The following is a 25498-nucleotide window of genomic DNA, read 5'->3' as shown; positions in this document are numbered from 1 at the left end:
GCCCCCGATGCTCGTCTCCCACGCCCTCAGGAGGCTTCTCCCTTTGCGTGCCAGAAGACTTGCCATGCTGCTCGGCCCCGCTCTGCTCGGCCTCTCCCTCCTATCCCCGTACCCCGCCTCGGCGACCGGCCCCGTCCTCCCGCAGGGCACCCAGACCGACGCCGCCTACGCCGCCAGCCAGGCGGCCGACCACGTCACCAACGTGCTGGCCACCGCCGGTCGGACGAGCTGCTTCCGCCCCGAGGTGACGTACACCGTCAACAGCGGCCCGGCCGAGGGCTACAGCGGCATGACGCCCTGCCCGGCCACGGGCGCCACCACCGGCGAGGACACCGGCGCCGCCGGCCCGTACGCCACCCAGGCCGGCAGCAACCCGGGCTACCCGGCCGCCACCCCGATGCTGGTCAAGGGCCACTCGGAGTCGGACCTGCGGGTCGACCCGACCGACCCCAACCACCTCATCGGCGCCTCGAAATGGGTGGTCAGCCCGGAGGGCTACAACCACCTGCTCGGCTTCTACGAATCCTACGACGGCGGGCACAGCTGGCCGGTCCAGGGCCACATCCCCGGCTACGAGGGCTGGACCGACAACACCGACCCCGTCGGCGCCTTCGACACCTGGGGCAACTACTACTCACTGCTGCTGCCCTACCAGTTCTTCTACGATCCCGACGGCAGCCACGACTTCACCCCCGGCGCCTCGCAGGAGCCCAACCCGGCCGTCCCGTCCCAGGTCATCTCGGTCGCCGTCCGCCCGCACGGCTCCACCACCGCCACCCGGTGGCTCAGCACCCACGGCGGCCACCCCGACTACGTCGCGACCTACGACAGCATCGGCAACGGCCCCGACAAGCAGTGGATCGCCATCGACACCAACCCGGGCAGCCCGCACCTCAACCGCATCTACGCGATGTGGGTCGACTTCCACAGCAAGACCGCCGTGCCGTACGTCGCGTACGCCGACGCCCGCCCCGACGGCACCCACACCGACTGGTCGACCCCGCAGGTGCTCCCCGAGCCGCCCAGCACCCCGCAGGGCGCCACCTACCTGCTGCCGCACGTCGCCCCCGACGGCACGGTGTACACCACCCTCACCAACTCCGATCCGGCGCACCGGTTCTGCTGCGACACGATCTTCCTCGACGTCTCCCACGACGGCGGGCAGACCTGGTCCACGGTGTCCACGGTCCAGGGCAACATCACCCCGCCGCCCGGCGAGTACGCCAACACCACGTTCCGCGACGGCATCGAGGACACCTTCACCCTCGGTGCGCAGCCGGTGAACGGCCACTACCCGCTCTACGTCGCGTACGACGACTACAGCACGGGCGTCGTCAACGTCCTCCTCACCGCCTCCTACGACGGCGGCACCACCTGGAGCACGCCGATCCTGGCCAACGACAACGCGGCACCGGTCGACGAGTTCCAGCCGAACCTCACCACGGCCGCCGACGGCACCGTCAGCGTCGCCTTCTACGACCGCCGCCTCGCCTGCCCCGCCGCCGGCACCCCCGAGGCCACGGCCGCCGGCCTCGCCCTCGACACCGCCAACCCCAAGCACCCCGGCGCCCCCTACGGCGCCGCCAACTACTGCGTGAACACCAGCATCCAGTTCTACGACCCGACCCTCACCCCGATCGGGCACAACATCCGCCTCAGCGCCCACTCCTTCGACCCCCAACTCGACTCCCCGGTCGAGAGCGGGAACACCTTCATCGGCGATTACTTCGGCAACACGGTGGGCGGTACGACCGACTACACCACCTCCGTCAGCACATACGACGACGGCACCAACCCGGGCCACCTGCAGCAGCAGTTGGTGACGTCGGTCCAGATCCCGCACAAGTGACCCGGCAGCGGTAGCTCCCAGGTCGCGGGCGTGAAAGCTTCACGCGTCGATCACCTGACCGCCCGGCTGTGGAGAGCCGGGCGGTCCGGTCGGAGCCGGGTTCACCCGCTCGATGGCATCCGTTCAACGGCCGCCCCTGTGGGGCGGCCGGGAGTGTGTCAGCAACACCTGCTAACCTCAGCCGATTTCCGCCGCACCGACATCGGCGGACAAGACGGGGTAAGAGGAACGGAAACATGGCAATTCGCCGGGCAAAGCAGAAGGCCCAGGTCATCGAGAAGCTCTCGCAGGTGGCACCGCCTGGGGAGACCTTCGTCGCGTGCGTGCACGTGGAGACCGGCCCCAGCCCGTGGCTCAACGCGGTCTTCGACGAGATCCCCGGGCTCGGCCTGGTCGTCGCGCTGACCCGCAGGTTCTACTTCCTGACGCTCACCAACAGCTCCGTGGTGGTCAACACGGCCAACCGCTGGACCAACCGTCCCGGCGAGGTGGTCGCGGTCTTCCCGCGGCACGCCTTCCCGGTGAGCCGGGTCAAGCGGGCCACCATCTGGAGCTCGATGTACCTGCAGCTGCCGACTGACGCCAAGCCGAAGCGCCTGAACGTCCACCGCTACTGGCGTGCCGAGCTGGACCAGCTGAGCGCGGCCTTCCCGCCCGGATCGATCGACCCGAGCTCGCAGCCGTTCGAGATGGCGCCGCAGGGCCAGCCGTATCCGGCGCAGCAGGCGCAGCCCTTCCCGCAGCAGCAGCCGCAGCACCCGTTCCCGCAGCAGCAGCCGTACCCGGCGCAGCAGGCCCAGCCGCCCTTCCCGCCGCAGGCGGGCGCCCCGGTGCCGCCGCCGGCCTCGTTCCCCCAGCAGGGCGTGCCGATGCCCCCGCAGGCACCCTATGCGGGCCAGCCGGGCCAGCCGGGCTACGGGGAGAACCCGTACAGGACGTGACCGCACGAGGGGCCGCGACGTCGCCGTGGTCCACGTAAAGGACGTCCTGCGGGTCGGCGGGTTCTCGCTGGGCATGAAGCAGCGCCGAGCCACCCCTGCGCCGCGCTCAACTGCGGCGCAGGGGTCACTCCTTGACGAGCGAGGCGAAGCCGGCGCAGAGGAGGCGGATGCTGCGGCGGAACTTCTCGTCCTGGGCGAGGACGGGGGCGTGTTCCATGATCAGGGGGAAGCGGGTCAGCAGGTCGGCGTAAGTGTCGGCCGTGACGGCGGGCGGGGGTCGGTCGTCGGCGCGCTCCTGGAGGACGAAGCCGGTGACGTGGCTGAGCAGGGTGTCGGCGGCGATGAGGCGGTGGGCGGTGGGGAGGCCGGCGTCGCGGAGGGTGGCGAGGAGGCGTTCCATCAGGGAGAGGCCGCCGGGGCTCGGCATGCGGGGGCTCTCGGCGAGGAGGACGGCGCCGCCCGGGTGGCGGCGGATGCCGTCGCGCAGGGTGGCGGCCTGGGCCTCGATGCGGGCCTGCCAGGTGGCGTCGGGGCCGAGGGCGGTGAGGGCGGCGGTGCCGGCGTCGTAGGCCTGGCCGCAGACGCGGTCGGCCATCAGGCCGAGGAGTTCGTCCTTGCCGCGGACGTGGTAGTAGAGGCTGCCGGCGTGGGCTTCCAGGCGTTCGGCCACTTGCCGCATGGACAGGCCGTGGTAGCCGACCTCGGCGAAGACGGCCATCCCGGCGTCGACGATGCGCTCCTTGCTGAGCTTCATGGCGTCCACCGTACACCGGGTTTCGAACGGTGTTTGAAAACTGTGCTAGCGTCAGCACCGCGAGTTTTCGAACGGTGTTGGAAGTGGTGGGGGCGGGCATGGGGGCAGTGCTGTTCAACGTGACCACGGCGGCGTTGATGGTCATGATGATCAACAGCGGGCTGGCGGTCGTCGGCAGGGACTCGCTGCGCGGGCGGCTGACGCGGCAGGTGCCGTGGGCCGCTGTCGGGCTGACGGTGCTGGCCGTGGCCGGGGTCGTGCTCCAGCTGTGCTGGTCGGGGGCGATGGACGCACTCGACAGCGACCCCGCGAAGTCGGGCTGGTGGCGGGAGTTCACGTCCGTCTTCATGCAGAACGGCGGAGCCGGCGGCGCGCTGTGGAACCTCGCCACCCTGGCAGCCGTGGCGGCCCTCGCGCAGTGGTACTGGGGCGGGCCGCTGACGCTCGGCTTCTTCTTCGCGGGCATCGTCCTGCCGAACCGGATCGACACGCTGCTCGGCCTGGGCGACGACACCCCCAGCACCGATCCGCGCAACTTCGCGGGCAGCTCCGGCGCCACCTACTTCCTCGGGGCCACCCTCGCCCTGGCCCTCCTCACCGGCACGGGGGCCGCCAAGGAGCGGGCCCTGGCGATCGGCGTCCCGGTGCTCGGCCTGGCGATGTGGCTGGCGCAGGAGAACGGGCACGGCCTCGTCGCCGTCTACGGGTTCGCGCTCGGCGCCGTGGTGTGGGCGGTGCGGCGCTTCACGACGGCGCGCTCGGCGGCTCGTTCGGCGGCGTGACGCGGGGCGTTCGGCGGCGTGGCGCGGCCCCCGTCGGCCGGGCGGCCCGATCGGTTCCCGGAACCACACGAAGGTGCCAACCGTGCGGCGTGTCCCTGGGACGCGCCGCACGTTTCCGCTGTCCTTGACGGCGTCGATCACCGGCTGTGCTGCGCAGCCGGTACCCCACGCCCTTCACCGGAGGCACCGCGATGTCCATCACCACCGTCACCACCGTTCTCACCGTCGACGGCATGAGCTGCGGCCACTGCGAGAAGACGGTCAGCGCCGGGCTCTCCGCCCTCCCGGGCGTCATCGACGTCACCGCGGACGCGCCGACCGGCCGCGTCACCGTGGCCTCCGCGCAGCCCCTCGACGACGCCGCGCTGCGCCGCGCGGTCGACGGAGCCGGCTTCACCTTCGTCGGCCGGGGCTGACGCGGCGGGGCTCACGCGGGTCGGCCGCTCGGCCGAAGGCGGGCCTCCTGCGGGTGAACGTGTCCACGTCGGGTGCGCCGGGTGACCACCACGATCTCCTCGATCACACAATGTCACCGCCCTGTCACGTGATCGAGAGGGCTGACCTGTGGCACCCGCACACCGCCGGAGACCGATCGTTCCCGGGCACCCCCTCGGACGCCCGCTCGGCGCGGCCCTCGCGCTCTCGCTGGCCGCCGGACCGCTGCTGCTGTCCGCACAGGGCTGGGCGGGCGAGAGCGCCGCGCCGCCGTCGAACCCGACGGTGTCCGCGAGCCCCGGTGGCGCCACCGACCAGCCGCGCGACCGGACGGACCGCCCGGGGCCGTCCACGCCCCGGCTGGTCCGGCCGCTGCAGCGCGTGCCGGGGCTGTTCATCATCGACGCCACCGTGCACGGGACGGTCCGCGGCGCGGCCGGCGGGGCGCTGTTCATCGGCAACTCCACCCTCCACGGCGGCGTCCACTCCTCCGGCGGCACCCTGTTCGGGATGTGCGGCTCCACCGCCACCGGGATGGTGGCGGTCGACGGCGCGAGCGGGTTCGTGGTCATCGGCGACCCGGGTGACGACGGCTGCGCCGGCAACCGCGTCAGCGGCTCCGTCCACCTCGGTGACAACCACTCGGGCGCCGAGCTGATCGCCAACCGGATCGGCGGCTCGGTCGAGGTCAACGGCACCACCGGCACCGGCCCGTTCCCCGAGGACACCCAGGCCGAGATCGAGGGCAACACCATCGGCGGCTCGCTCCACTGCATGGGCAACACCCCGCCCCCGACCAACGGCGGCAACGCCAACACCGTCCACGGCTCCCGTCACGACCAGTGCGCCAACCTGTAAGCCAGTAGGACATCGTGAGGGGCCCGGCATCGCGCCGGGCGCCTCGGTGTGCGCGGGGGCAGGGGCCTACCCGGCCGGGCGGCTCGCGGCGGGGACCGGGCGGTGCTGGAGGTCGGTCGGGTTCTCCGGGTCGAAGGTGGTCGGGGTGGGGCTCGGGCGGGCGGGGGGTGGGGTCGGCGTCGCCGTGCGGCCGGGGCTGCTGCTCTGCGGCGGGTTCGTGGGGTGCGGGGCGGGGGTTCCGCCGGCCGGTGTCGGGGGTGGTGTCGTGGTCGTGTCGGACGGGGACGGCGTGGACGCTCCGTCCGTGGCGGGTGCCGTCGACACGGCCGGGGACGGAGTGGCCGGGGACGGCTTGGCGGCGGACGTGCAGGCGGTGGCGGCGAGCGCGAGGAGCAGCGCGCCGACCGCCAGGGCACCAGGTCTGTTCATGGATGAGGGTCGTCTCCTGGTCGTTCGGTGTCGGGGCCTTGGACGACGCCGTCCGCGTCCGGGTTCCCGACGGACACCGGTGCCGAGGGCGAGGCCGCCGTCGGGCAGGATCAGGCCCGGACGGGGACCTCGGCGGCACGCAGGGCCGGCGACGCCAGGCCGGCCAGGCCGCTGACGGCGGCGGCGACCGCGCAGACGGCTGCCGCCATCGTTGCGCCGCGCGCCTCGGCGATCGAACCGAGGAGGTTGTTGGCGGCCACCAGTGCCGCGCTCTGCACGAGCGTCAGGACGGACTGCACGCGCGCCAGATGCGACTCAGGAGCGCGGCCGAGGACGAGCGGCCCGATGTGCGCGGCGAACAGCCCCGAGCCGAGCCCGAGGACGGTACCGGCCGCCACCGCCGTCGTCGCGCCGGACGCGGCCGCGAGCCCCGCGACGCCCACCGCCGCGAGGCAGAGCCCTCCGCACGCGCCCACGCCCGGGCGGCGCAGCGGTCCTCGGCGCGCGATCAGCAGTGAGACCGCGATGATCGCGGCGCTCTGCCCGCCTGCGACCAGACCGGCGGCCTGCGCTCCCCAGCCGCGCTCCCGCGCCAGCAGCGGGCTGACCAGGGACACGACCGGCAGCAGGCTCGCGGCGGCCGCGGAGGTCAGGAGCAGGGCGGGCCGGAGCGTCCGGTCCCGTACGGCGAGCCGCAGGCCGTCCGCGATGGCGGTGGGAAGGCTCTGGGCGGTGGGACGGCCGTCGGGGGCGGGAAGGCTCTCGTCGGCGGGCAGCACGTCGACGGTCGGGCGCAGCCGGACGAGGACGAGCAGGACGAGCGCGAAGCTCGCGGCGTCGACGAGCGCGGCACCGCCCAGCCCGGCGACGGTCACCAGCAGAGCGCCCAGCGGGGCTCCGAGCAGCGCGGTGACCTGGGACCCGGCCTGCTGCACCGCGAGGGCGCGGGGGAGCAGGGCGCGGCCGACCAGGCGGCGCGGCATCGCCCCGGAGGCCGGCAGGTAGAAGGCGTCGACCGTGCCGATCAGCGCGGCCACCGCGACGAGGAACCAGGGCGAGCGCTCCGGCCCGTGCCCGGCCGGCGCGAGCAGGAGCGTCGCCGCGAGCATCACCGCGTCGCCCACCAGCAGGACCCGCCGCACCCCGAACCGTTCCGCGACCGCGCCGCCGACCAGCAGCAGCGCGGTGCGCGGCAGGGTGATAGCCGTCAGGACCAGGGCGGCGACCCGCCCGCCGTGCACGCCGGCCGCCCATCCGAGGGCGAAGTGCAGGGCCGCATCGCCCAGCAGCGAGGCCCGGCTGCCGGCCAGCCAGACGAGGTAGCTGCGGGGCAGGCGGTCGGGCGGGGCTGCGGTGTCGGTGTCCGTGATGGTCATGGCCGGGGACGATAGGACCCTCGACCAACTGGAGGGCAAGCCCCGACGGTCAGTGCCCGCCGCGCGCCGCGAGCCCCTGACCGGTGGGGCGGGAGTGCCGCGGGGGATCGGCGGAAATTCCGTGGTGGCCGCGCGCAGGGTACGGAAACCTGGGGCGGTGACGTACGTTGATCCAATCCCCGCCGTAGTCCCCGCAGCCCGGATGGGGCAGAGCGAGCAGCCCTGCCTCCGCTTGGCGGGCGGAACCGAGTTGCGCCCGTGGCGCGCGTCCGACGCGGACGCCCTGGTTGCGGCGGCCCGGGACGCCGACATCCAGCACTGGAACCGGCTCGGCCACCTGACGGCGGAGGAGGCCCGCGCGCGGATCGGGCGTTGGGGCGCCTACTGGCGGGACGAGTCGGCGGCGATCTGGGCCATCGTGGTCGCCGGCGCCAACGTGGACGCCGACGTCCCGCTGGGCCTGATCGGCCTCGGGGACGTCAGCCTCGCCGACGGCACCGCCGAGTTCCTCTACTGGCTGCTCCCCGCCGCCCGCGGCCGGGGCCTCGCCGTCGCCGCGCTCAGCGAGGTCACCCGCTGGGCCCTCGACGAACTTGGCCTCCACCGGCTGCAGCTGACCCACTCGACGGCCAACGCGGCCTCCTGCCGGGTGGCCGAGCGGGCCGGCTTCGCGCTGGAGGGCACACTGCGCAGCGCCCTGCTCCACGCCGACGGCTGGCACGACGAGCATCTCCACGCCCGCGTCCACGGCGACGTTTGAAGAGTGGTCCCGATGATCTCGACCCCGAACGACGGCTGGTCGTTCGCCACCGCGCGCGAGCCGGCGCGGCTCGGTGCCCGCCAGGTGAACGGCGTTCCCGGCGTCGACCACGCGGTCGGCGCGCGTGGGACGCTCTGCGGCACAGCGATGCGGTACACCACGCGCTATCTGCACCTGTTCGAGCCCGATGCCCTGCAGTCCTGCCGACGCTGCGGGGAGTTGGCCGCTGCCGTTCCGACCCAGCCGTGCGTGCAGGAACGCCTGCACGCACGGGTAGAGGGCGCGGCTCCGGGCAGCGTCCGCGACGACCTGCTCGCCGCGCTTCGCCGAGGCGCGAACGTCCGACTGTGGATCAATGGCCCATCCGCAGGCCTGGCGAGGGACCACGCGAAGCTCGACGGCCTGACCGACGGCGCAGGGCCCGCCGCCGAGGCCTGCGGCACGGCGCCGACCATCGGCATGGCCCGCGTCGAGGACGGCCCGTGGCGGTTCCTCGTCGTCCTGCCGGAGGACGGCGGTCGCCCGGTCGTCGCCCGCGGACCGCTCGACCGCCACTGACACGTTCGTCGCCGACACGCTCGCGGGACTGCGGCGCGGCAGGTGCGTGCCGCAGTCCGTCGCGTCACGGCAGGAACTTCACCTCGGGGAAGGCCGCGGACGGCCCGTCGAGCAGGTGGCCGCGGCGGTGCCGGAGGTGCTCGTCGAAGAACGCGAGCGGGTACGCCTGCTGGATCCGTACCGCTCGGGCCGGGTCGAGGGTGCCGATCCACTCCTGAAGCTGCTGGTCGGTCATGCCGAGGATCTTCGCCGCCTGCGGAATCAGCACCTGGTTGTCGCCGTACGAGGAGTGGACGGCGCCGTCGGCCTGGATGTTGAGCCGCCAGCCCCGCAGGTGCGACCAGAACTCGGCGGCGGCGGGATCCTGGGCCCGGGTGAACACGGCGGTCATCATCATGAACGGCCGGTCCAGGTCGGAGGTGAGCGGCGGGTTCGCCTGCATCGGGCCGTCGAGACTCAGCCCGGCGCGGACGCGCTGGTCGGCGAGCATGGTGAGGGCGGTGGCCGTGCCGCCCTTTGACCAGCCGAACATGCCGATGCGCTTCGGGTCGAGGGCGCCGAGCAGGCCGGCGGGCAGTGGCTTGCGGTCGGTGTCGGGGTTGCGCCCGGCGGCGAGCTCCTCGACGCAGTCGAGGAGGAACCGGATGTCCGCGGCGAAGTCCTTCGGCGCCATCGCGTGCTCCCGGTCCCTGAGCGGGACGACGACCCGGCCGTCGGGGAACTCGGTGACCGCGTCGTAGGTGTGGTCGACGGTGACCACGACGTAACCGTGGCTGGCGAGCTCCTGGACCATGACGGTGTGGTCGGCACGATGGCTGTGCGCGCCGTGCGAGTACACGACGACGGGCAGACGGTGGCCCGCGCGGTGCACGGGAGCGCCGACGTGGCCGGATGTGAGCGGGGCGAGGGCGGGATCGATGGCGAAGCCCGTGTCCGTGAGGAACGCCCGCATCGCGCCGTCGAGCATCCAGGGGGCGAGCTCGTAGTCCTCGACGTCCCGGGCGGGGTACCAGACGCTGGCCATCAACTCGCGGAAATGACCAGCGCCTGCCACGGGATCCGGACGCGAACCGTCGACGAGGTGCAGCGACACCGTGCCCACGAGGTGCGGTCCGGTGGGCGCGGGCAGGGTGAGCCGCGCCGGGCCCGGGGCGGCGGCCGGAGCCGACGCCCATGCGGGGCCTGCGACGGCGAGCGGCACGGCGGCCCCGGCCGCCAGCGCGGCTCCCAGCATGCGACGGCGCGTCATTCCCTGGCGGCTGGTGAACGGCGTGGTTGTCAACGGACCCTCCCTGAGTTTCCTGGGCAGAACCGGGCCACGGTTCCTGATCGTCGGCGTGACCGCGGTCGCACATCGGGTGTGCGGCCCTGGGACTTCGTACGGGTGGAACGCTGTCATGCGACGTCAACCGGTCACATCCGCCCACGGATTGATCAACCGGCCGTCCGCATCGGCCCACGGGCTTACACCCGTGGGCCGATGCGGCGCCGTCACTGCCGGTGCACGGTTTGCCCGGGCACCCGGCGGGCGTTCGCTAGCTGCAGTTCAGGTGTTCCGGGCTCCGGCTGACCCACTTCTGGATCACTTCGAATCCGGGGTACGTGGACTTGGGCTTCGACCAGGTGGCCACGATCGTCCACTTGCCGGTCTTGAAGTTGCGGCACTTGTACCTGGGGTTGATGTCTCCCTGGCGGGTGACGGTCTTCTTGTCCACCGTGTGGCCGTTCTTCTGCAACTCCAGCGTCAGGAAGGTGAGTCCGCAGTCGTGGAGCCTGGCGCCGGCCTCCACGTACCAGTCCCTGCCGATCTTGCGCGGGTACGGCTTCCACAGGTCGGGTCCCGCGCAGCGGGGGGCTGCCGCCGTCCCGGCCGTCCGGCTGAACGGTGTGGCGGCGTCGGCGGTCGCGGCGGCATCGCCGGTGGGCTCGCTGACCGACTCGCCCGCTGACGCTGCGGCGGCAGGGCCGGCTTCGGCTGCCTGCGCGGGAACGGTCAGGCCCAGGGTTGCCAGCCCTGCGAGGGTCGCGGTGGCCGCGAGCGTCGTTATGTGCTTGCGCAGATTCATGGATCGGTTCCTTCCGTTGAGGGTCAGGCCCGCCCGCGCCGTGGGTTCACTCGGACGCGCCGGCGAGTGCATGGAGATACTGCCGGGCTGCGGGCGGAAGGGTCGTCAACCCACGGGTGCAGAGGTCCGTCAACCTTCGCGGTACGAGCGTTGGGGAACCGGTGTCAGGGACGCAGCTTGTCGACGGCGCGGGCGGTGATCTCGGGGGCGTCGAACTCGTCGGCGTGCCACTGGGGTTGGTAGGTGCCGGTGGGGGAGGGGGCGGTGCCGCCGGTGAGGACGGCGAGGGCGCGTTCGCCGGGGCGGATCAGGCCGTGGTCGATGGCGTCGAGGGTGCCGGCCACGGAGTAGAGGCCGGCGCGCTCGCGCGGGCAGCCGTCGACAGGTCCAGCACGTGGGCGATAGGTCGGTGAGGCTCGGAGCGCAGCGGCCCGGTCGCCGAGAGTGACCGAAGCACTGCGTTGGACTTCCCTGTGCCCCGGGCGCAGGCTGGGACAGGGGGGAGTCCCGGGATGTACGGACCTGTCAGGCGGAGAGCCATGAACCATCGCGCGGACCCCCAGCGCTACAGCGGAACGATGCAGTACCGTCGCGCCGGGCGTTCGGGTCTCGACCTTCCGGTCCTGTCCCTGGGCTACTGGCACAACTTCGGGGACGACAAGCCGTTCGAGACCCAGCGGGAGATCGCCCTGCGGGCGTTCGACCTCGGCATCACCCACCACGACCTGGCGAACAACTACGGCCCGCCCTACGGCTCCGCGGAGATCAACTTCGGGCGCCTGATGCGGCAGGACCTCGGGCCGTACCGGGACGAGCTGGTGATCTCCACCAAGGCGGGCTGGGACATGTGGCCGGGGCCGTACGGGCAGGGCGGCGGCTCGCGCAAGTACGTGCTGGCCTCGCTCGACCAGTCGCTCCGGCGCATGGGCCTCGACTACGTCGACATCTTCTACTCCCACCGGCTCGACGCGAGCACCCCGCTCGAAGAGACCATGGGCGCGCTGGACACGGCGGTCCGCCAGGGCAAGGCACTGTACGCGGGCATCTCCTCGTACGACAGCGACCGCACCCGCCAGGCGGCGGCCGTCCTGCGCGACCTGGGCACCCCGCTGGTGATCCACCAGCCCTCGTACTCGATGCTCAACCGCTGGATCGAGACCGAGGGCCTGCTCGACACCGCCGACGAGGAGGGTTTCGGCGTCATCGGCTTCACCGCGCTCGCCCAGGGTCTGCTGACGAGCCGCTATCTCGACGGGGTGCCGGCGGACTCGCGCGCGGCACAGGGCAAGTCGTTCGACACAGACTGGCTCTCGGCAGAGATGCTGCGGAGGCTGCGCGCCCTCAACGACATCGCCGGCCGCCGCGGGCAGACCCTGGCCCAGATGGCACTGGCCTGGGCGCTGCGCGACGACCGGGTCACCTCGCTGGTGGTCGGCGCCTCCCGCACCGAGCAGCTGGAGCAGAACGTGGCCGCCCTGGAGAACCTCGACTTCGCCAAGGAGGAGCTGGCCGCGATCGACGAGCTCACCGCCGACACCGACAGCGTCGACCTGTGGCATGACGCCCGCACGGGCGCGCTGGGCTGAGTCGGGCGCTTTGAGCCGCCCGCATAGGGCGCGCCGAAAAGCAAGCGGCCCCGGTGCCCACAGGGGAGAGGGGGGCACCGGGGCCGCCGTCAGGGGGCGGGCGTGGTGGCCTGGACGGGCGGGCCGGTGAGCAGCGCGCCGGTCTCGGAGTAGGGCCACCCGTTCTGCACGCAGCCGTGCAGGCCCTTGATCTGCTGCATCATCACCGGTGCCGGCGCGCCCGGCCCCGGGCACTCGACGTGGCCGTGGCCGAGGACGTGGCCGACCTCGTGGTTGACGGCGAGCGCGTGGTAGAGGTCCGGCTTGCCCGCGTAGTACTCCGACAGCTCGACCCAGCGCTTGACGTTGATGACCACCTGGTGGCTCACCCCGCAGTTCACCCAGCCGTCGGTGTCCAGTCCGTACTGGCCGCAGATCCGGTCGGTGGACCCGGGCGTGGCGAGGTACACGGTGAAGTCCACCGGGTCGGCGGCCATGCGCTGGAAGGAGACGTCGTTGCCGGCGGCCCAGCCGCGCTGGACGTTGCCGAGGACGGCGTCCACCTCGGCGGCGAACTGCTCGGGTGTCTCCTGGAGCCCGTTCTCCACGCGCACCTTGTAGCGGTACAGGTGCTCGCCGGTGCCGAAACGGGCGGAGCCGCCCGGGGCGGTCGTGAACGCCATCGCCTTCTGCCCGTCCCGGTCCCACGGGTGCCACCACAGCAGGCCGGCGGCCAGCGCGGCGACCACCACCAGGGCGAGCGCGCCGTACCAGGCCTTCTGGCGGGATCCGGCGAACACCCTCACCGGCCGGCCCTCGTGCCGAGGCGGCCGGAGGGGCGTATGGGTGTGGGGGCAGCGGCGCTGGTGGACATGCGGCGGCTTCCTGGAGAGGGGCGGACGGACAAGCGGTGGTATAAGGAGGAACGCGCCGGGAGGGGGCGGAGGTTCAGCCGATTCGGGCTGCCCGAGGCACTCGTCGAACGTGTTGATCGGGCATCAACACCCGTACGGCAGGCTTGAGGCCGGCCCCGACCCCGGGGCGGGCGACAGAGAGAAGGCTCGTGACCAACCGGATACCCCGCACCGTCCTCGCGTTGATCGGCAGCGCCGCCGCGTTCGCCGTCCTGGCCGGCTCCGCGCCGACCGGCCGCCACCCGTCCGGTACTCGGCTGTGGTCGCTGACTGCCTCGCGGCCCTCCGACGCGCCCGCCACACCCCTCCCGACCGCGGGCCGCGTCAGCTGGCTCCGGGACCCCCGGCTGCTGGCCGCCGGGGAGCTCCCGTTACTGGTCGACGGCACCGACGTCTGGCAGGAGACGGCCGGCTACGCCGACCACAGCCAGTCCTCGGACATCCCCTGCCTGCGCGGGGCCCTCGACCGCCTCGGAGCCCGCGCCCAGGCGTACCGCACCTACCGTCAGGCCACCCGGCCCGGCGGAAAGTACGACTTCTACTACGCCGCGCACCTGGTCGCCGACTTCCCCGACGGTGCCGCCCCCGCAGCCGCCGCCACGATCGACGGCTGGATCCGCGACTGCGCACGGGACGGCTCCCTGCCCGGCGCCACCGTCACCGCCCACGGGCCCGGCCAGTGGTCCATCACCAGCGCCACCCCGGGCCCGGACCGCAACAAGGGCCTGCCCGCGACCGCCCGCACCGAGAGCGAGTTCACGGTGCAGCAGCGCGGCACCACCGTCTCCGTGCTCTACGTCGGCGCCGAGACCGCCGACACCGTGCCCTGGGGCCGCATGCAGGCCGCCGCCGGCCGGGCGGCGGCCCGCCTCTGACCGTTTGCCTGTGACCGCCCGCCTCCGACCGCAGCGGCTCACCTGAACGGCCCACCGCACGCCTGATCGGCCGCAGCTTCGGCCCCCTCAGCGTGATCAACGGCTTCCAGGCCGACCGCTGAGCCCCCGTCGTTCCCCGGGCCCTCGCGCGCCCCGCGCGAGGGCCCGGGAGCGTTAGTCCGTCACCCCGACCGGACCGCTCAGGTTTCGTAACGTCACTGCATCGCCAGCGTGCGTGGGCGGAGGATGAGGGCGGCCGGGATCAGGGCCGCTGCCAGGGCGACGAGGGCGCAGACTCCGCCCAGCGTGCCGATCACGGTCCACGGGACGGCGACCGGCAGCGGGCCGACGAGGCGGCGCAGTGCCGCCCATGCGCCTGCCGCGCTGAGCGCGGATGCGATGGCGCCGAGCAGGACGCCGCCGGCGACGCAGAGCAGGGCCTCCGTCGCGACCATGCGGAGCACCTGGGACCGGGACGCTCCGGCCAGGCGGAGGAGGAGCAGTTCGCGGCGGCGGTCGGCGGTGGTCATGGCGAGGGTGTTGGCCAGGGCGATGGCGGCGTAGAGGAGGGAGCATCCGAGGATCAGCAGCAGCCCGGCGGCTGCCTGCTGCTCGTTGGCGTCCTGGGTGCCCGCGGCCACGTGGGCGGGCGTGTCGACGCGGGCGCCGAACCCGTCGACGGCCGTCGCGAGGGCGGTGGAGACGGCGGACCGGTCGGCGCCGGGGGCGAGTTGGACGTAGGCCACCGATGCCGGAGCGGATCCGTCGAGCAGGGCGGACGAGACGTAGCCCTGCACGGTGTCCTCGGCCGAGGCGAGGACCGCCGCGACCCGCAGCGTGCGGGGCGTCCCGTCGGCGAGCCGGACCTGGACGCTCTGCCCGGTCTTCGGCGAGCCGGGCCACTCCTGGCTGAGCACCGCCGAGTCGGGCCCGAGGTCGTCCAGGGAGCCGGAGATCAGCGGCAGGCGGCCGACGGCGCGCAGCTGCGCCGGGTCGGCGGCCATCACGGTGAGGCCGAGGGCCACGGCGCGGTCCTGGACGGCGACGAGGGTGCTCGGGGTCTCGGTGAGCACGGTGGTGCCGGGGACGGCCCGGATGCGGTCGACGGCGGCCCGGTTGAGGCCGGTCGTCCCGGCGGGGGTGACGACGAAGTCGGTGGCGGCGAGCTGGTGCCGGGCGGCGGCGACGCGGGCGGCGCCGATGGTGTCGACGGAGCCGAGCAGGCAGCCGGTGAGCGCGACGACGATCACGGCGGGCGTGACGGTGGCGGCCGTCCGCTGCCGGGCGCCGAGCGCGCCGCGCCGGGCGGTCTGCCACACCATCCCCGGCCGGCGGCGGGCGAGCACCCATGCGGCAGGGCCGCTGAGCAGCCGGATCGCCGGACCGGCCAGCACCCCGGCGAGAATGACGAACACGCCGCCGGTCCACAGGGCCAGCGCGGCCGAACCGCCCGCGTTCCCGGCGTACTCGGGCGCGTAGCCGGCGATCGCGGCCATCACCGCGACGCCGCCGAGCAGCCCCGCGCCGCCCAGCGACCACCTCAGCACCGTCGCGACGCGCGAGCCCGAGGGGGCGGCGGCCTCGCGCAGCGCGTCCATCGGGCCGACCATCGCCGCCCGCACCGAGCAGACCAGCACGCCGCCGACCGCCGTCAGCAGTCCGACGAGCGCCGCGACCAGCAGCGCCCACCCGGACGGCGCGACCACGAACCCGGCGGGCGCCAGGCCCCGGTCCACCAGCCAACGGCCGACCGCGGGCGCCGCGACCAGCCCGAGCGCGCACCCGACGGCGGAGGCCGCCAGGCCCACCAGCAGCGCCTCGGTGAGCACCAGGTTGCGCAGCTGCCCCCGCGAGGCGCCGACCAGCCGCAGCATGGCCAGCTCGCGGCGACGCTGCGCGATGGAGAGCGCGAAGGTGCCGGCCACGACGAAGACGGAGACGAACGCGGCGACGCCGGCCGCCAGGCCGAGCGGCGTGGACACGGACTCCAGCTGCCCGAGCGCGGCGATCCGGCCGGGGTCGGCGGACTCGCGGTCGACGCCGGTGAGCACCTTGACGTCGCTGCCTTCGGCGGCCCGCCGCACGTCGTCCGGGGCGCCGTACGCCACGAGCGCGTTGACGGCGGGGGAGAGGCGTTCGGCCTGCGCGTCGGTGAGGAACACGGCGTGCTCGAACGGGACGGCCGCGGTGACGCCGGTGACGGTGGCGTCCAGCGGGCCCGCGTCGGTGAGCAGCCTGACGGAGCGTCCGACCAGGCCCGGGTCGCCGCTGCCGAGCACCACCTCGCCGTCCGCCGCCGGGGCCCGCCCGGCCGTCAGCCGGTAGCCGCCGAACGCGGCCGCCGACCAGCCGTGCCCGACCTGCCCCCGGGGTCCGCCGAGCACCTGGGCGGCGAAGCTGCGGTCGGCGGTGACCCGCCCGGTGCGGGCGACCGCCGCGACCAGCGCCGGCGACAGCCCGGGCTGCCGGGCGACCGGCTCGCGCTGCGGCTGCCCGTCGCCGTCGGTGAAGCCGAACCGGGCGTCCGGCACGATCACGGCGGGCGCGGCGGCGTACCGGTACTGCGCGGTCTCCAGTGCCCCGGTGGCGGCGATCACCAGCGCGGCCGTCGCCATCAGCGCGACCCCGAGGGCCAGTGCGACGAAGCTCCCGACGAACGAGCTCCACCGCACCCGCAGCGTGGAGCGGGCAATCCTCAGCATGCGACATCCCCCGATGCTCTTCTCATGTGATCATCTTCTCGTTTCCATGATCGTGAAGTGCATCCGGGGCACCCCTGACCAGTCCCTGAGCTTCCAGGACCCAGCCCCTGAGCTTCCGGGACCCCGGAGCTTCTAGGATCGGAAATGACCGCCTTCGCGAGCAGAGCAGGACGCCGAGCAGGAAGCAGACCTGGACGCAGAGCAGGAAGGCGAGTGGCGCCGATGGCACCGAGGTCCGCCCAGTGGCCGCGCTACCTGAGGGTCGCGCCGTGGCTGCTGGTCGCCGGCGGGATGCTCTGGAACGGCCTCGAGGCGGCCGACTACTGGGGCGATCCGATGGTGGCGGCCGCCGCCGTGCTGGCGGGTGCGCTGCTGCCGCTCCGGGACACCCTCGCGGTCGGCACCGCCAACGTCACGGGCATCCTCGCGCTGTCCGTCTACGACGGCACGGCCGGCACCAAGGGCGGCTACCTGGAGCTGGTGAACACGGTGTTCGCCGCGCTGCTCGGCGTCTGGGTCAACCGGGTCGTCGCCCGCCACAGCCGTCGGCTGGCCACCATGCGCAGCGTGGCGGAGGCCGCCCAGCGGGCCGTCCTGCCTGCGCCGCCGCCCCGGGCCGGAGAGCTGTCGGTGGCCGCCTGCTACCGGGCCGCCCAGACGGAGGCCCTGATCGGCGGCGACGCGTACGCCGTGCAGGAGACCCCGTACGGCGTGCGGGTGCTGATGGCGGACGTGCGGGGCAAGGGCCTACCGGCCGTGGAGACGGTGTCGGTGCTGCTCGGGGCGTTCCGGGAGAACGCCTCGCGCACGGCGGACCTCGTCGCGCTCGCCGACACCCTGGAGCAGGCACTGGCCCGCGAGAGCGCGCACCGCGAGGAGGAAGTGCGGACGGAGGGCTTCAGCACGGCGCTGCTGGTGGAGTTCACGCCCGGGCGGGACGCCCTGCGCGCCCTCAGCTGCGGCCACCCCGGGCCGTACCTGCTGGACGGCGCCGGCGGCGTGCGGCGGCTGGACGCCGCCGACCCCGGCCTGCCGCTCGGGATGGGCGCCCTCGGCCCGGCCCGGCGGGCGCCGGACGCGTGGCCGTTCCCGGCCGGGCACACGCTGCTCCTGGTCACCGACGGCGTGACCGAGGCCCGTGACGCCGCCGGGCGGTTCTACGACCCCGTGGCGGGCCTGGCGCCCCTGGGCCCGTTCGCCGGGCCGCAGGAGGCGCTGGACGCTCTGGTGCGGGACGTCGAGCGGTGGACCGGCGCGCCCCGGGACGACGACATGGCCGTCCTCGCGGTCACCCGGCCGTGAGGTCCGGGCGTCCCTGCCTTTGACGACGGGCCTAGGCTGACCGCATGAGTGTGTCCGCGACGCTCGACGGAACGGCGGCCGACGCGGCCGGCCTGGAGACGCTGGTGCGGCTGCTGGCCGGGCGGGGCGTCGTCGTGCTCAGCGGCGCGGGGCTGTCCACGGAGTCGGGCATCCTGGACTACCGGGGCGCCACCGGCAGCCGGCGCCGACGCCCGCCGATGACGTACCAGGAGTTCACGGGCAGCGAGGCGGCCCGCCGTCGGTACTGGGCGCGCAGCCACGCCGGCTGGCGGACGATCGCCGGGGCCGAGCCCAACGCCGGGCACCGCGCCGTCGAACAGCTGCGCCGGTCCGGACACGTGTCGGCGGTGATCACCCAGAACGTGGACGGTCTGCACCGCGCGGCCGGGACGCGCACGGCCGTGGAGCTGCACGGTGGCCTCCACCGGGTGGTCTGCCTGGAGTGCCGGCGCACCAGCGCCCGCGAGGAGCTGGACAGTCGGTTGGAGGCGCTGAACGGCGGCTTCCGGGACGCCGACGCGGCGGCCCGCCCGGACGGGGACGCGGAGCTGCCGCAGGAGTTGGTGGACGGCTTCCGGGTCGCCCCCTGCCGGGCGTGCGGCGGTGTCCTCAAGCCCGACGTGGTCTTCTTCGGCGAGAGCGTCCCCGAGCCCCGGGTCCGGCGCTGCTACGAGCTGGTCGACGCCGGGCAGGCCCTTGTGGTTCTCGGCTCGTCCCTCACGGTCATGTCCGGCCTGCGCTTCGTCCGCCGCGCCGCCCGCGCGGGCACGCCGGTGGCGATCGTCAACCAGGGCGCCACCCGTGGGGACGACCTGGCCGCGGCCAGGATCGGCCTGCCCCTGGGCGCCGTCCTGACCGAGGCCGCCCGGCGGGTCAGGGCTGCGGCACGCCCGGTCTGAGCCGGCGGTTGTGCGGTGCCGGCTGTGCTGCAACGATGGCTTGCCGGGACTTGTCAATGACCCGGAATAATCGTCGACGCTCGAACTGCCGCACGCCATGGGCTCATTACTGTCCGTGAGTCACCCGAGCCCGCCAACTACCAGTGGAGCACTCAAGGTTCGATGAGACACGGCCGGCCTTCGGTGGGACGGGACATCAGGCCGCCGGCTTCGTGGCCAGCAGGGTGTGCAGGGATGCCGTGAGGGCGGCGACGAAGGAGTCGCGGGTGGCCGTGTCGAGGAGGTCCAGGGACAGGTACGGGTTGAGGTCCTCCAGCTCGACCAGCAGCAGCTCGCCCTCGGGCGTGCGGCAGGCGTCGACGCGCTGGATGCCGTGCTCGACGGTGTTCCAGTCGACGAACCGGGTGGCGAAGTCGAGGTCGGCGGCGGTGGGTTCGTAACGCTCCAGGCGCCAGCGCTCGTCGGGGTGGGGTGCGTGGAGGGCGTACTGGAGGGTGCGGTCGACGAAGTAGAACGAGACCTCGTACGCGAAGTGGATCAGCGGCTGGACCAGGACGTCTCCGTACGCGACCGTGCCGAGCCGCTCGCGGGGGACGATCTCCAGGCCGATCGAGTCCGCGCCGAGCTTCGGCTTGACCACGTACTCGGGCACGACGGGCAGGCGTGCGAGGTCCTCGGCCCGGTCGACGGTGGGGATGACCGGATATCCGGCGGCGCTCAGGTCGAGCAGGTACTGCTTGCCCGCCATGTCGGCCCGTCCGGACAGCTGGTTGTAGACGCGGGTGCCGTGCAGGAGCGCCCGGGTGCGGAAGGCCTCGTACTCGGCGCGGTAGTTCAGCACCGGGCCGCTGTTGCGGACGAGGACCGCGTCGAAGCCGTCCATCAGCGCGGCCGCGTCCAGGGGGTGGCAGAGGGCGACGTCGAAGTCCTCGCGCAGGCGGGAGGAGAGCTGGATGTCCTCGTCGCAGTAGCGGCGTCCGCGCGCCTGGTAGGCCAGGTCGGTGACGTACAGAACGCGGGGCTTGGCGGCGGCCATGACTCTCCTGAAGATCGTTTGACCCGATCAGCCTATATCCGCCGGTGGGCGCGCCGATGTCCGCCAGTCGACGCGCCGAGGGGCCCGGCGCGGTGCCGGGCCCCTCGGGATCGACCTTCAGGGCAGGTCAGCCCATGCTCTTCGCGCCGTCCAGGGACTCGCGGATGATGTCGGCGTGGCCCGCGTGCTGGGCGGTCTCGGCGACGACGTGCATCAGGACGCGGCGGGCGGACCACTCGGTGTCGGGCTCGAACCAGGGGGCCTTCGGGAGCGGCTGGGTGGCGTCGAGGTCGGGGAGGGTGGCGACCAGGTCGTCGGTGCGGCGGGCGACCTCCTCGTAGGCAGCGAGGACGCCGTCGAGCGTCTCGCCGGGCAGCATGCGGAACTCGCCCTCCCGGCGGGCGAAGTCGGCCTCGGTCCAGGCGGAGAAGTCGGGCATCGCCGACGGGCCCTCCACGATGAAGTTCGCCCAGATCCGCTCGACCGAGGTCACGTGCTTGACCAGGCCGCCGAGGCACAGCGCGCTGGCCGTGGTGCGCAGGCCGGCCTGCTCGTCGGTGAGGTCGCGGGTGGTGAAGCGCAGGAAGTGCCGCTGCTTGGCCAGCGCCACCAGCAGGTCGGCGCGCTCGCCGGTGACGGTGGGGGTGGCGGTGGTGGCGGTCGAGGTGGTGGCAGTCATGGTGGTTCGCCTTCCGTGTGCTTCTTGCTCCGTCGGACAAGCTCTACGGTAGAAGCAATTGCGGCCACTTTCTGTCCTGAATTCCTCGCGAGAGAGGGGAGAATCGGAGCCATGGCGAACACCAGCACCCGGACGCTCCGACTGCTGTCCCTGCTCCAGACCCACCGGTACTGGCCGGGCGACGAACTGGCCGACCGGCTCGGCGTCTCGATCCGCACCCTGCGCCGCGACATCGACCGGCTGCGCGAGCTGGGCTACCCGGTCGAGGCGCAGCGCGGCGTCGACGGCGGCTACCAGCTCGCGGCGGGCGCGGCGCTGCCGCCGCTGGTGATCGACGACGAGGAGGCGGTCGCGCTGGCGGTGGGGTTGCAGGCCGCCGCGGACAGTCCGGTCGAGGGGATCGGCGAAGCCTCGGTGCGGGTGCTGGCGAAGGTGGTGCAGGTGATGCCGGCCCGGCTGCGGCGCCGGGTGGAGGCGCTGCGGGCGATGACCGTCCCGGTCGGCTGGGGCGGCGGTCCGGCGGGTGTGAAGGTCGACCCCGACGAGCTCACGGTGGTGGCGGTGGCCTGCCGGGACGACGAACAGCTGCGGTTCTCGTACACCGCCGCCGACGGCCGGAGCGCCGAGCGGCACGTCGAACCGCACCGGCTGGTGTGTCTCAACCGCCGCTGGTACCTGGTGGCTTACGACCTCGTCCGGCAGGACTGGCGTTCCTTCCGGCTCGACCGGCTGAGCGCGCCGCGGGGCGCCGGCGCCCGGTTCCGGCAGCGTGAACTGCCCGCCGCCGACGCCGCCGAGTTCGTCCGGGCCGGGGTCAACGGCATGCCCCGCCCGTACCGGGTCGAGGTCGTGGTGGATGCCCCGGTTGCGGCCGTCCGCGAGCGGATCGGCCGGTGGAGCACGGTCGAGGAGATCGACGCCGAGCGCTGCCGGATCCGGATCACGGCCGACGACCTGAACTGGCCGATCATGGCGCTCGGTGCGCTCGGCGCGGACTTCCACGTCGTCGAGCCGCCCGAACTGGTCGAGCGGCTCGACGACTGGAGCACCCGGTTCGGCCGGGCGGTGGGTGCGGCGACAGTTCTCAGTCAGGCAGGCGCTTCAGGATCCAGATGGCCAGCTCCTCGCTCATGAACGAGTGCGGGTCGTTCCTGGGGGAGAGCATGAAGTCGTCCAACTCGCTCTCGTCCTTGGACAGTTCCTCGATGTCGAGGTACAGGTCGGCCTGGTTTTCGAGGTCGCGGACGGCGACCGCGCTGACCGAGGGGACGAAGCAGATCGACTCGGTGCCGGGTTCGATGTCGACCTTGCCGGTGAGCCGCAGCTTGCTGCCCGCGATGCCGAAGCTCTCCAGGGTGCCGCCGGGGGCGCCGTCGAGTTCGGGCAGGTCGTCGGTGACCACGCGCCGCTCGGACAGCAGGCCCTTGAGCCGGGCCACCTCGTGGCCGGTGCCGCCGGCCTGGGTGCGCAGCGTGGTGCCGGTGAACCAGCCGGAGGTGACCCGGATGGCGTCGACCCCGGCCTTCACGCCGTTGCCGGTGCCCGAGCCGCTGCCGTTGGCGACGCCGAGCAGCCGCGGGATCCGGGGCCACCAGCCCACGCGGTCGAGCTCCTCCAGGAACCGGGTACGCAGCGGGTCCTGACGGGGCGTGCCGTCGGCGGTCTCGATGTGGCGCCAGAGGAGCTGGCGGGCGGCGTCGCTGTTGATCTGCTTCGACATGGCCGGGGTGGCCTTGAGGAAGTGGGCGAGGGCCTGGAGCGAGATCGGGATCCAGGCGCCGCGGTGCGGGCTGTCGAAGGAGAGGTACGTCCCGGTCTGGTGGTCCACCCCCTCGGTCTCCATCTTCGCCAGCGCATAGCGGGTGACCAGGCCACCCATGCTGAAGCCGCCGACGGTCAGTGGCGCGTCGCCCTTGCGCTCGGCGATCGTCCGCCGGATGCAGGCCGTGGCCGTTTCGGCGTTCTCCAGGATGGAGGCGCTGCGCTCGTCGTAGCCGAGCACGATCAGGTCGTGGCCGCGCTCGCGCAGTTTCGTGGCGAACGGGTAGCCGGTGCGGTTCAGGCCGTGCCAGAGCGGGTCGAGTTTGGACGGGCCGGTCTCGAACCCGTCGGATAGGATGACCGGTTTCTGGATCCCGAAGCGGGAGTTCGCGAGGTACACCCAGGCCTTCCCGCCGGGAAGGTCCCACACGGCGTCGGGCTCGGGTGCGGCCGGGATCTCCGGCGGCTGGGGCGGTGAGATCAGGCCGAACGGTTCCAGGACGGGCTCGGGCTGCTCGGTCACAGCTGATCCTCTCGTCGGGGTGAGTGCCTGGCTGGCAGGCCTCGTGCGGCGCAGGCCGAAGATTCGGCCGGGCCGTTCGGGCCCGGCCTACCCACCGCGGCCCGGGCGCCATGCACGCGTCACTCGAATGAGTGACGTTCTGTCAGAAGAGTTTCACCAGCGGTCACTTCGGGGCCGAGGAGTCACGGTGGGATCTCCTCGATCGCCTTTCTCAACCGGCGCAGCACGTCCCCCAGTTCGTGCCGCGGCGGGGTCGCCAGGGCCAGCCGGACGGCGTGCGGGGTGTGCGGGCCGGTGGCGAAGGCGTCCGCCGTGGAGACCAGGATCCCCTCCGCCGCGAGTGCGGCGGCGACGTGGTCCGGGCGTTGGTGCGGCTCCAGGCCCAGCCAGACCACGTACGAGGACGGATGCGCCGTGACGTCCAGGCCCGCCAGCGCGGCGCGGGCGATGTCCTGCCGGGCGGCGGCGTCCTCCCGGCGGTGCAGCTCCAGGCGGGCGACCGTGCCGTCCGCGAGCCAGCCGGTGGCCAGCGCGGTGACGAGGCCTGGGGATCCCCACGCGGCGGCGCGCAGGCTGCCGGTGGCCGCCTGCAGAAGGCGGTTCGGCAGAACGGCGAAGCCGAACCGCAGGCCCGGGGCCACGTTCTTCGACAGGCCGGCGACGTAGCAGGTGTGGTCCGGCGCGAGGGCGTACAGCGGGGGAGGGGGCGAGGGCTCCAGGAAGGCGTACGTGCCGTCCTCGATCAGCGTGCAGCCGTGGGCGGCGGCGATGGCGGCCAGGCGCTCTCGCTGCCGGCGGTCGAGCACCCAGCCGAGCGGGTTGTGGACGGTCGGGATCGTGTAGACGGCGCGGACCGGGCGGGCCCGGCACAGGCGGTCGAGCGCGTCGAGGTCCGGGCCGGCGGGCGTGACCGGGACGGGCGCCAGGTCGAGGCCGTGGGCCCTGGCGAGCAGTTTGACGCCCGGGTAGCTGAGCGCGTCCACGGCCAGGACGTCGCCGGGCCGGGTGAGCGTGCGCAGCACGCAGTCCAGGGCCTGCTGCGCGCCGCTCGTGAGCAGGACGTTCTCCGGGGCCGTGTCGATGCCGCGCCCCAGGAGGTAGGTGGCCACGACCGCGCGGTCGTGCCGGTGCCCGCCCGGTGGGTGCTGGCGCAGCAGCGCCTCGGCGTCGCCGGAGGTCGCGAGCGTGCGAAGGGCCTGGCGGAGCAGGTCGCCCTGGCCGGGGGCGAGCGGCTGGTTGAACGACAGGTCCGCGAGGCGCGGCACCGGGAGCGCGCGGGAGGGCTCGATCCCGTCGTAGCCGGAGCGGACCCGGACGAACGTGCCGCGGCCCTGTTCGCCCACCACCAGCCCGGCGGCGGCCAGTTCGGCGTAGACGCGGGTGGCGGTGGCCAGCGCGACCCGGCGCTCGCGGGCCAGCGCCCGGTGGGTCGGCAGACGGGTGCCGGCCGGGAGCGCGCCGGAGCGGATCGCGGCCGCGTACTCGTCGACGATGGCCTTGTAGGCGGGCGGACGCATGCGGCTCCAGGTCTGTCCAGGACGTGTATCCAGGACAATAAGTGGATTGTCCTGCAGTGGTGTTCCTAGCCTCGGTGCCGTCCGCAACCAGGCGCAAGGGAGCAGCCGGTATGACCGTCCACGTGGAACGCGACCAGCACGTCGTCACCCTCACCATCGACCGGGAGCGGAAACTCAACGCCCTCGACTACCCGACGATCGACACGCTGCTCGCCGAACTCGACCGCGTCGACGCCGACGACACCGCCCGGGCCGTCATCCTGACCGGCGCCGGGACCCGGGCGTTCAGCGCGGGCGCGGACATCCCGTCGCTCGCCGCGAGCATCGCCGGCGGGCCGGAGCGGGCGCTGCGCGAGATCGTCCGGCGCGGCCACGCGCTGACCCGGCGGATCGAGGAGTTCCCCAAGCCGGTCATCGTCGCCGTCAACGGGCTTGCCTACGGCGGCGGTTGCGAGATCACCGAGGCCGCGCCGCTGGCGGTCGCGGCCGAGCACGCGACCTTCGCCAAGCCGGAGATCACGCTGGGCTTCCCGCCGCCCTTCGGCGGCTCGCAGCGGCTGCCGCGGCACGTCGGGCGCAAGCGCGGCCTGGAGATGATCCTGACCGGGGACCCGATCCCGGCCGCCCGGGCCGCCTCGATGGGCCTGGTCAACGCGGTCGTCCCGGCCGATGACCTGCCGGCCGCGGCGCGGGATCTGGCCGAGCGCATCATCCGGCATGCCCCGACGGCGGTGGCCGCCTGCCTGCGGGCCGTCACGCGGGGGATCAACCTGCCGATCGACGAGGGGCTCGCCGTCGAGGCGGCCTGCTTCGCCGCGACCGTCCCGACGGACGGGGTGCGGGAGGGGCTGCGGCGGTTCCTGGAGCGCTCGGCGGCGGGGTGACGGTGCTGAACG

General features: G+C 73.6%; 25 protein-coding genes. 13 read left to right on the top strand and 12 right to left on the bottom strand.

Annotation, left to right across the window (positions count from 1 at the left end; all coding sequences use genetic code 11):
* The first annotated feature begins 64 nt into the window (after positions 1-64).
* The gene (locus KV557_RS22510; RefSeq protein WP_218203026.1) at positions 65-1849 is read left to right on the top strand and encodes a hypothetical protein; all 1785 of its coding nucleotides are present in this window, start codon (positions 65-67) and stop codon (positions 1847-1849) included.
* A 236-nt stretch (positions 1850-2085) separates the two neighbouring features.
* The gene (locus KV557_RS22505; protein ID WP_218203025.1) at positions 2086-2790 is read left to right on the top strand and encodes a hypothetical protein; all 705 of its coding nucleotides are present in this window, start codon (positions 2086-2088) and stop codon (positions 2788-2790) included.
* Between the two features lie 124 nt (positions 2791-2914).
* On the opposite strand, the gene KV557_RS22500 is transcribed toward KV557_RS22505, so the two are convergent.
* The gene (locus KV557_RS22500) at positions 2915-3544 is read right to left on the bottom strand and encodes a TetR/AcrR family transcriptional regulator (RefSeq protein WP_218203023.1); all 630 of its coding nucleotides are present in this window, start codon (positions 3542-3544) and stop codon (positions 2915-2917) included.
* 98 nt (positions 3545-3642) lie between these two features.
* On the opposite strand from KV557_RS22500, the gene KV557_RS22495 reads away from it, so the two are divergent.
* The 3 genes from KV557_RS22495 to KV557_RS22485 all read left to right on the top strand — a co-directional run bounded on the left by KV557_RS22495 (position 3643) and on the right by KV557_RS22485 (position 5619).
* Complete coding sequence (locus KV557_RS22495) at positions 3643-4326, top strand: hypothetical protein (protein WP_218203021.1); 684 nt, start codon at positions 3643-3645, stop codon at positions 4324-4326.
* Positions 4327-4517: 191 nt separating this feature from the next.
* Positions 4518-4742, top strand: a complete 225-nt coding sequence (locus KV557_RS22490; protein ID WP_218203019.1) for a heavy-metal-associated domain-containing protein — start codon at positions 4518-4520, stop codon at positions 4740-4742.
* Between the two features lie 148 nt (positions 4743-4890).
* The gene (locus tag KV557_RS22485) at positions 4891-5619 is read left to right on the top strand and encodes a hypothetical protein (protein ID WP_218203017.1); all 729 of its coding nucleotides are present in this window, start codon (positions 4891-4893) and stop codon (positions 5617-5619) included.
* A gap of 66 nt (positions 5620-5685) precedes the next feature.
* Here KV557_RS22485 and KV557_RS22480 read toward each other — a convergent pair whose 3' ends face one another.
* Both KV557_RS22480 and KV557_RS22475 read right to left on the bottom strand, forming a co-directional pair.
* Complete coding sequence (locus KV557_RS22480; RefSeq protein WP_218203016.1) at positions 5686-6048, bottom strand: hypothetical protein; 363 nt, start codon at positions 6046-6048, stop codon at positions 5686-5688.
* A 110-nt stretch (positions 6049-6158) separates the two neighbouring features.
* The gene (locus KV557_RS22475; protein ID WP_218203014.1) at positions 6159-7424 is read right to left on the bottom strand and encodes an MFS transporter; all 1266 of its coding nucleotides are present in this window, start codon (positions 7422-7424) and stop codon (positions 6159-6161) included.
* Between the two features lie 250 nt (positions 7425-7674).
* On the opposite strand from KV557_RS22475, the gene KV557_RS22470 reads away from it, so the two are divergent.
* Together KV557_RS22470 and KV557_RS22465 are read left to right on the top strand one after the other, a co-directional pair.
* The gene (locus KV557_RS22470; RefSeq protein ID WP_308130011.1) at positions 7675-8184 is read left to right on the top strand and encodes a GNAT family N-acetyltransferase; all 510 of its coding nucleotides are present in this window, start codon (positions 7675-7677) and stop codon (positions 8182-8184) included.
* Positions 8185-8196: 12 nt separating this feature from the next.
* Positions 8197-8742, top strand: a complete 546-nt coding sequence (locus KV557_RS22465) for a hypothetical protein (RefSeq protein ID WP_218203013.1) — start codon at positions 8197-8199, stop codon at positions 8740-8742.
* Between the two features lie 64 nt (positions 8743-8806).
* Here KV557_RS22465 and KV557_RS22460 read toward each other — a convergent pair whose 3' ends face one another.
* The 3 genes from KV557_RS22460 to KV557_RS22450 all read right to left on the bottom strand — a co-directional run bounded on the left by KV557_RS22460 (position 8807) and on the right by KV557_RS22450 (position 11152).
* Positions 8807-10024 (bottom strand): alpha/beta hydrolase family protein, encoded by a 1218-nt coding sequence (locus tag KV557_RS22460; RefSeq protein WP_218203010.1) that lies wholly within the window; start codon positions 10022-10024, stop codon positions 8807-8809.
* 253 nt (positions 10025-10277) lie between these two features.
* Positions 10278-10808 carry a hypothetical protein gene (locus KV557_RS22455; protein ID WP_218203008.1) on the bottom strand — a complete coding sequence of 177 codons (531 nt, stop codon included), beginning with the start codon at positions 10806-10808 and terminating at the stop codon, positions 10278-10280.
* Positions 10809-10972: 164 nt separating this feature from the next.
* A complete protein-coding gene (locus tag KV557_RS22450; RefSeq protein ID WP_218203007.1) occupies positions 10973-11152 on the bottom strand; it encodes a hypothetical protein in 180 nt (59 codons plus the stop codon).
* 195 nt (positions 11153-11347) lie between these two features.
* Here KV557_RS22450 and mgrA point away from each other — a divergent pair, with 195 nt between their 5' ends.
* Entirely contained in the window at positions 11348-12394 is a 1047-nt protein-coding gene (gene mgrA, locus KV557_RS22445) for an L-glyceraldehyde 3-phosphate reductase (RefSeq protein ID WP_218203005.1), read from the top strand.
* An 89-nt stretch (positions 12395-12483) separates the two neighbouring features.
* On the opposite strand, the gene KV557_RS22440 is transcribed toward mgrA, so the two are convergent.
* A complete protein-coding gene (locus KV557_RS22440) occupies positions 12484-13179 on the bottom strand; it encodes a DUF3152 domain-containing protein (RefSeq protein WP_218203004.1) in 696 nt (231 codons plus the stop codon).
* A 257-nt stretch (positions 13180-13436) separates the two neighbouring features.
* Here KV557_RS22440 and KV557_RS22435 point away from each other — a divergent pair, with 257 nt between their 5' ends.
* Positions 13437-14162: a hypothetical protein gene (locus KV557_RS22435; RefSeq protein WP_218203002.1), complete on the top strand. Its 726-nt coding sequence runs from the start codon at positions 13437-13439 to the stop codon at positions 14160-14162.
* Positions 14163-14377: 215 nt separating this feature from the next.
* Here KV557_RS22435 and KV557_RS22430 read toward each other — a convergent pair whose 3' ends face one another.
* A complete protein-coding gene (locus tag KV557_RS22430) occupies positions 14378-16864 on the bottom strand; it encodes an ABC transporter permease (RefSeq protein WP_218202999.1) in 2487 nt (828 codons plus the stop codon).
* 222 nt (positions 16865-17086) lie between these two features.
* Here KV557_RS22430 and KV557_RS22425 point away from each other — a divergent pair, with 222 nt between their 5' ends.
* Both KV557_RS22425 and KV557_RS22420 read left to right on the top strand, forming a co-directional pair.
* Positions 17087-18166, top strand: a complete 1080-nt coding sequence (locus KV557_RS22425; RefSeq protein WP_218202997.1) for a PP2C family protein-serine/threonine phosphatase — start codon at positions 17087-17089, stop codon at positions 18164-18166.
* A 44-nt stretch (positions 18167-18210) separates the two neighbouring features.
* The gene (locus KV557_RS22420; RefSeq protein WP_218202995.1) at positions 18211-19086 is read left to right on the top strand and encodes an NAD-dependent protein deacetylase; all 876 of its coding nucleotides are present in this window, start codon (positions 18211-18213) and stop codon (positions 19084-19086) included.
* Between the two features lie 196 nt (positions 19087-19282).
* Here KV557_RS22420 and KV557_RS22415 read toward each other — a convergent pair whose 3' ends face one another.
* Positions 19283-20122: a hypothetical protein gene (locus KV557_RS22415; RefSeq protein WP_218202992.1), complete on the bottom strand. Its 840-nt coding sequence runs from the start codon at positions 20120-20122 to the stop codon at positions 19283-19285.
* Positions 20123-20249: 127 nt separating this feature from the next.
* Positions 20250-20801: a DinB family protein gene (locus KV557_RS22410; RefSeq protein ID WP_218202991.1), complete on the bottom strand. Its 552-nt coding sequence runs from the start codon at positions 20799-20801 to the stop codon at positions 20250-20252.
* A gap of 111 nt (positions 20802-20912) precedes the next feature.
* Between KV557_RS22410 and KV557_RS22405 the strand changes: the two genes are divergently transcribed.
* A complete protein-coding gene (locus tag KV557_RS22405) occupies positions 20913-21935 on the top strand; it encodes a helix-turn-helix transcriptional regulator (RefSeq protein WP_218202990.1) in 1023 nt (340 codons plus the stop codon).
* On the opposite strand, the gene KV557_RS22400 is transcribed toward KV557_RS22405, so the two are convergent.
* Positions 21886-23085, bottom strand: a complete 1200-nt coding sequence (locus KV557_RS22400; protein ID WP_218202989.1) for an esterase/lipase family protein — start codon at positions 23083-23085, stop codon at positions 21886-21888. The two genes, KV557_RS22405 and KV557_RS22400, sit on opposite strands and share 50 nt — an antisense overlap.
* A 182-nt stretch (positions 23086-23267) precedes the next feature.
* Positions 23268-24602 carry an aminotransferase-like domain-containing protein gene (locus KV557_RS22395; RefSeq protein ID WP_218202987.1) on the bottom strand — a complete coding sequence of 445 codons (1335 nt, stop codon included), beginning with the start codon at positions 24600-24602 and terminating at the stop codon, positions 23268-23270.
* Between the two features lie 110 nt (positions 24603-24712).
* Between KV557_RS22395 and KV557_RS22390 the strand changes: the two genes are divergently transcribed.
* Positions 24713-25486, top strand: a complete 774-nt coding sequence (locus tag KV557_RS22390) for an enoyl-CoA hydratase-related protein (RefSeq protein WP_218202986.1) — start codon at positions 24713-24715, stop codon at positions 25484-25486.
* The last annotated feature ends 12 nt before the right edge of the window (positions 25487-25498 follow it).

The sequence above is a fragment of the Kitasatospora aureofaciens genome (genome assembly GCF_019192735.1).
Taxonomy (GTDB): Bacteria; Actinomycetota; Actinomycetes; order Streptomycetales; family Streptomycetaceae; genus Kitasatospora; species Kitasatospora aureofaciens_A.
This window is presented reverse-complemented; position numbering and strand designations above follow the sequence as displayed.

Excerpts from the sequence above, each read along its gene's own strand:
- KV557_RS22410 (WP_218202991.1), bottom strand. The coding sequence starts at position 20,801 with ATGACTGCCACCACCTCGACCGCCACCACCGCCACCCCCACCGTCACC.
- KV557_RS22430 (WP_218202999.1), bottom strand. The coding sequence starts at position 16,864 with ATGCTGAGGATTGCCCGCTCCACGCTGCGGGTGCGGTGGAGCTCGTTC.
- KV557_RS22415 (WP_218202992.1), bottom strand. The coding sequence starts at position 20,122 with ATGGCCGCCGCCAAGCCCCGCGTTCTGTACGTCACCGACCTGGCCTAC.
- KV557_RS22395 (WP_218202987.1), bottom strand. The coding sequence starts at position 24,602 with ATGCGTCCGCCCGCCTACAAGGCCATCGTCGACGAGTACGCGGCCGCG.
- KV557_RS22475 (WP_218203014.1), bottom strand. The coding sequence starts at position 7,424 with ATGACCATCACGGACACCGACACCGCAGCCCCGCCCGACCGCCTGCCC.
- KV557_RS22420 (WP_218202995.1), top strand. The coding sequence starts at position 18,211 with ATGAGTGTGTCCGCGACGCTCGACGGAACGGCGGCCGACGCGGCCGGC.
- KV557_RS22405 (WP_218202990.1), top strand. The coding sequence starts at position 20,913 with ATGGCGAACACCAGCACCCGGACGCTCCGACTGCTGTCCCTGCTCCAG.
- KV557_RS22425 (WP_218202997.1), top strand. The coding sequence starts at position 17,087 with ATGGCACCGAGGTCCGCCCAGTGGCCGCGCTACCTGAGGGTCGCGCCG.
- KV557_RS22505 (WP_218203025.1), top strand. The coding sequence starts at position 2,086 with ATGGCAATTCGCCGGGCAAAGCAGAAGGCCCAGGTCATCGAGAAGCTC.
- KV557_RS22480 (WP_218203016.1), bottom strand. The coding sequence starts at position 6,048 with ATGAACAGACCTGGTGCCCTGGCGGTCGGCGCGCTGCTCCTCGCGCTC.
- KV557_RS22490 (WP_218203019.1), top strand. The coding sequence starts at position 4,518 with ATGTCCATCACCACCGTCACCACCGTTCTCACCGTCGACGGCATGAGC.
- mgrA (WP_218203005.1), top strand. The coding sequence starts at position 11,348 with ATGAACCATCGCGCGGACCCCCAGCGCTACAGCGGAACGATGCAGTAC.
- KV557_RS22500 (WP_218203023.1), bottom strand. The coding sequence starts at position 3,544 with ATGAAGCTCAGCAAGGAGCGCATCGTCGACGCCGGGATGGCCGTCTTC.
- KV557_RS22465 (WP_218203013.1), top strand. The coding sequence starts at position 8,197 with ATGATCTCGACCCCGAACGACGGCTGGTCGTTCGCCACCGCGCGCGAG.
- KV557_RS22495 (WP_218203021.1), top strand. The coding sequence starts at position 3,643 with ATGGGGGCAGTGCTGTTCAACGTGACCACGGCGGCGTTGATGGTCATG.
- KV557_RS22390 (WP_218202986.1), top strand. The coding sequence starts at position 24,713 with ATGACCGTCCACGTGGAACGCGACCAGCACGTCGTCACCCTCACCATC.
- KV557_RS22510 (WP_218203026.1), top strand. The coding sequence starts at position 65 with ATGCTGCTCGGCCCCGCTCTGCTCGGCCTCTCCCTCCTATCCCCGTAC.
- KV557_RS22455 (WP_218203008.1), bottom strand. The coding sequence starts at position 10,808 with ATGAATCTGCGCAAGCACATAACGACGCTCGCGGCCACCGCGACCCTC.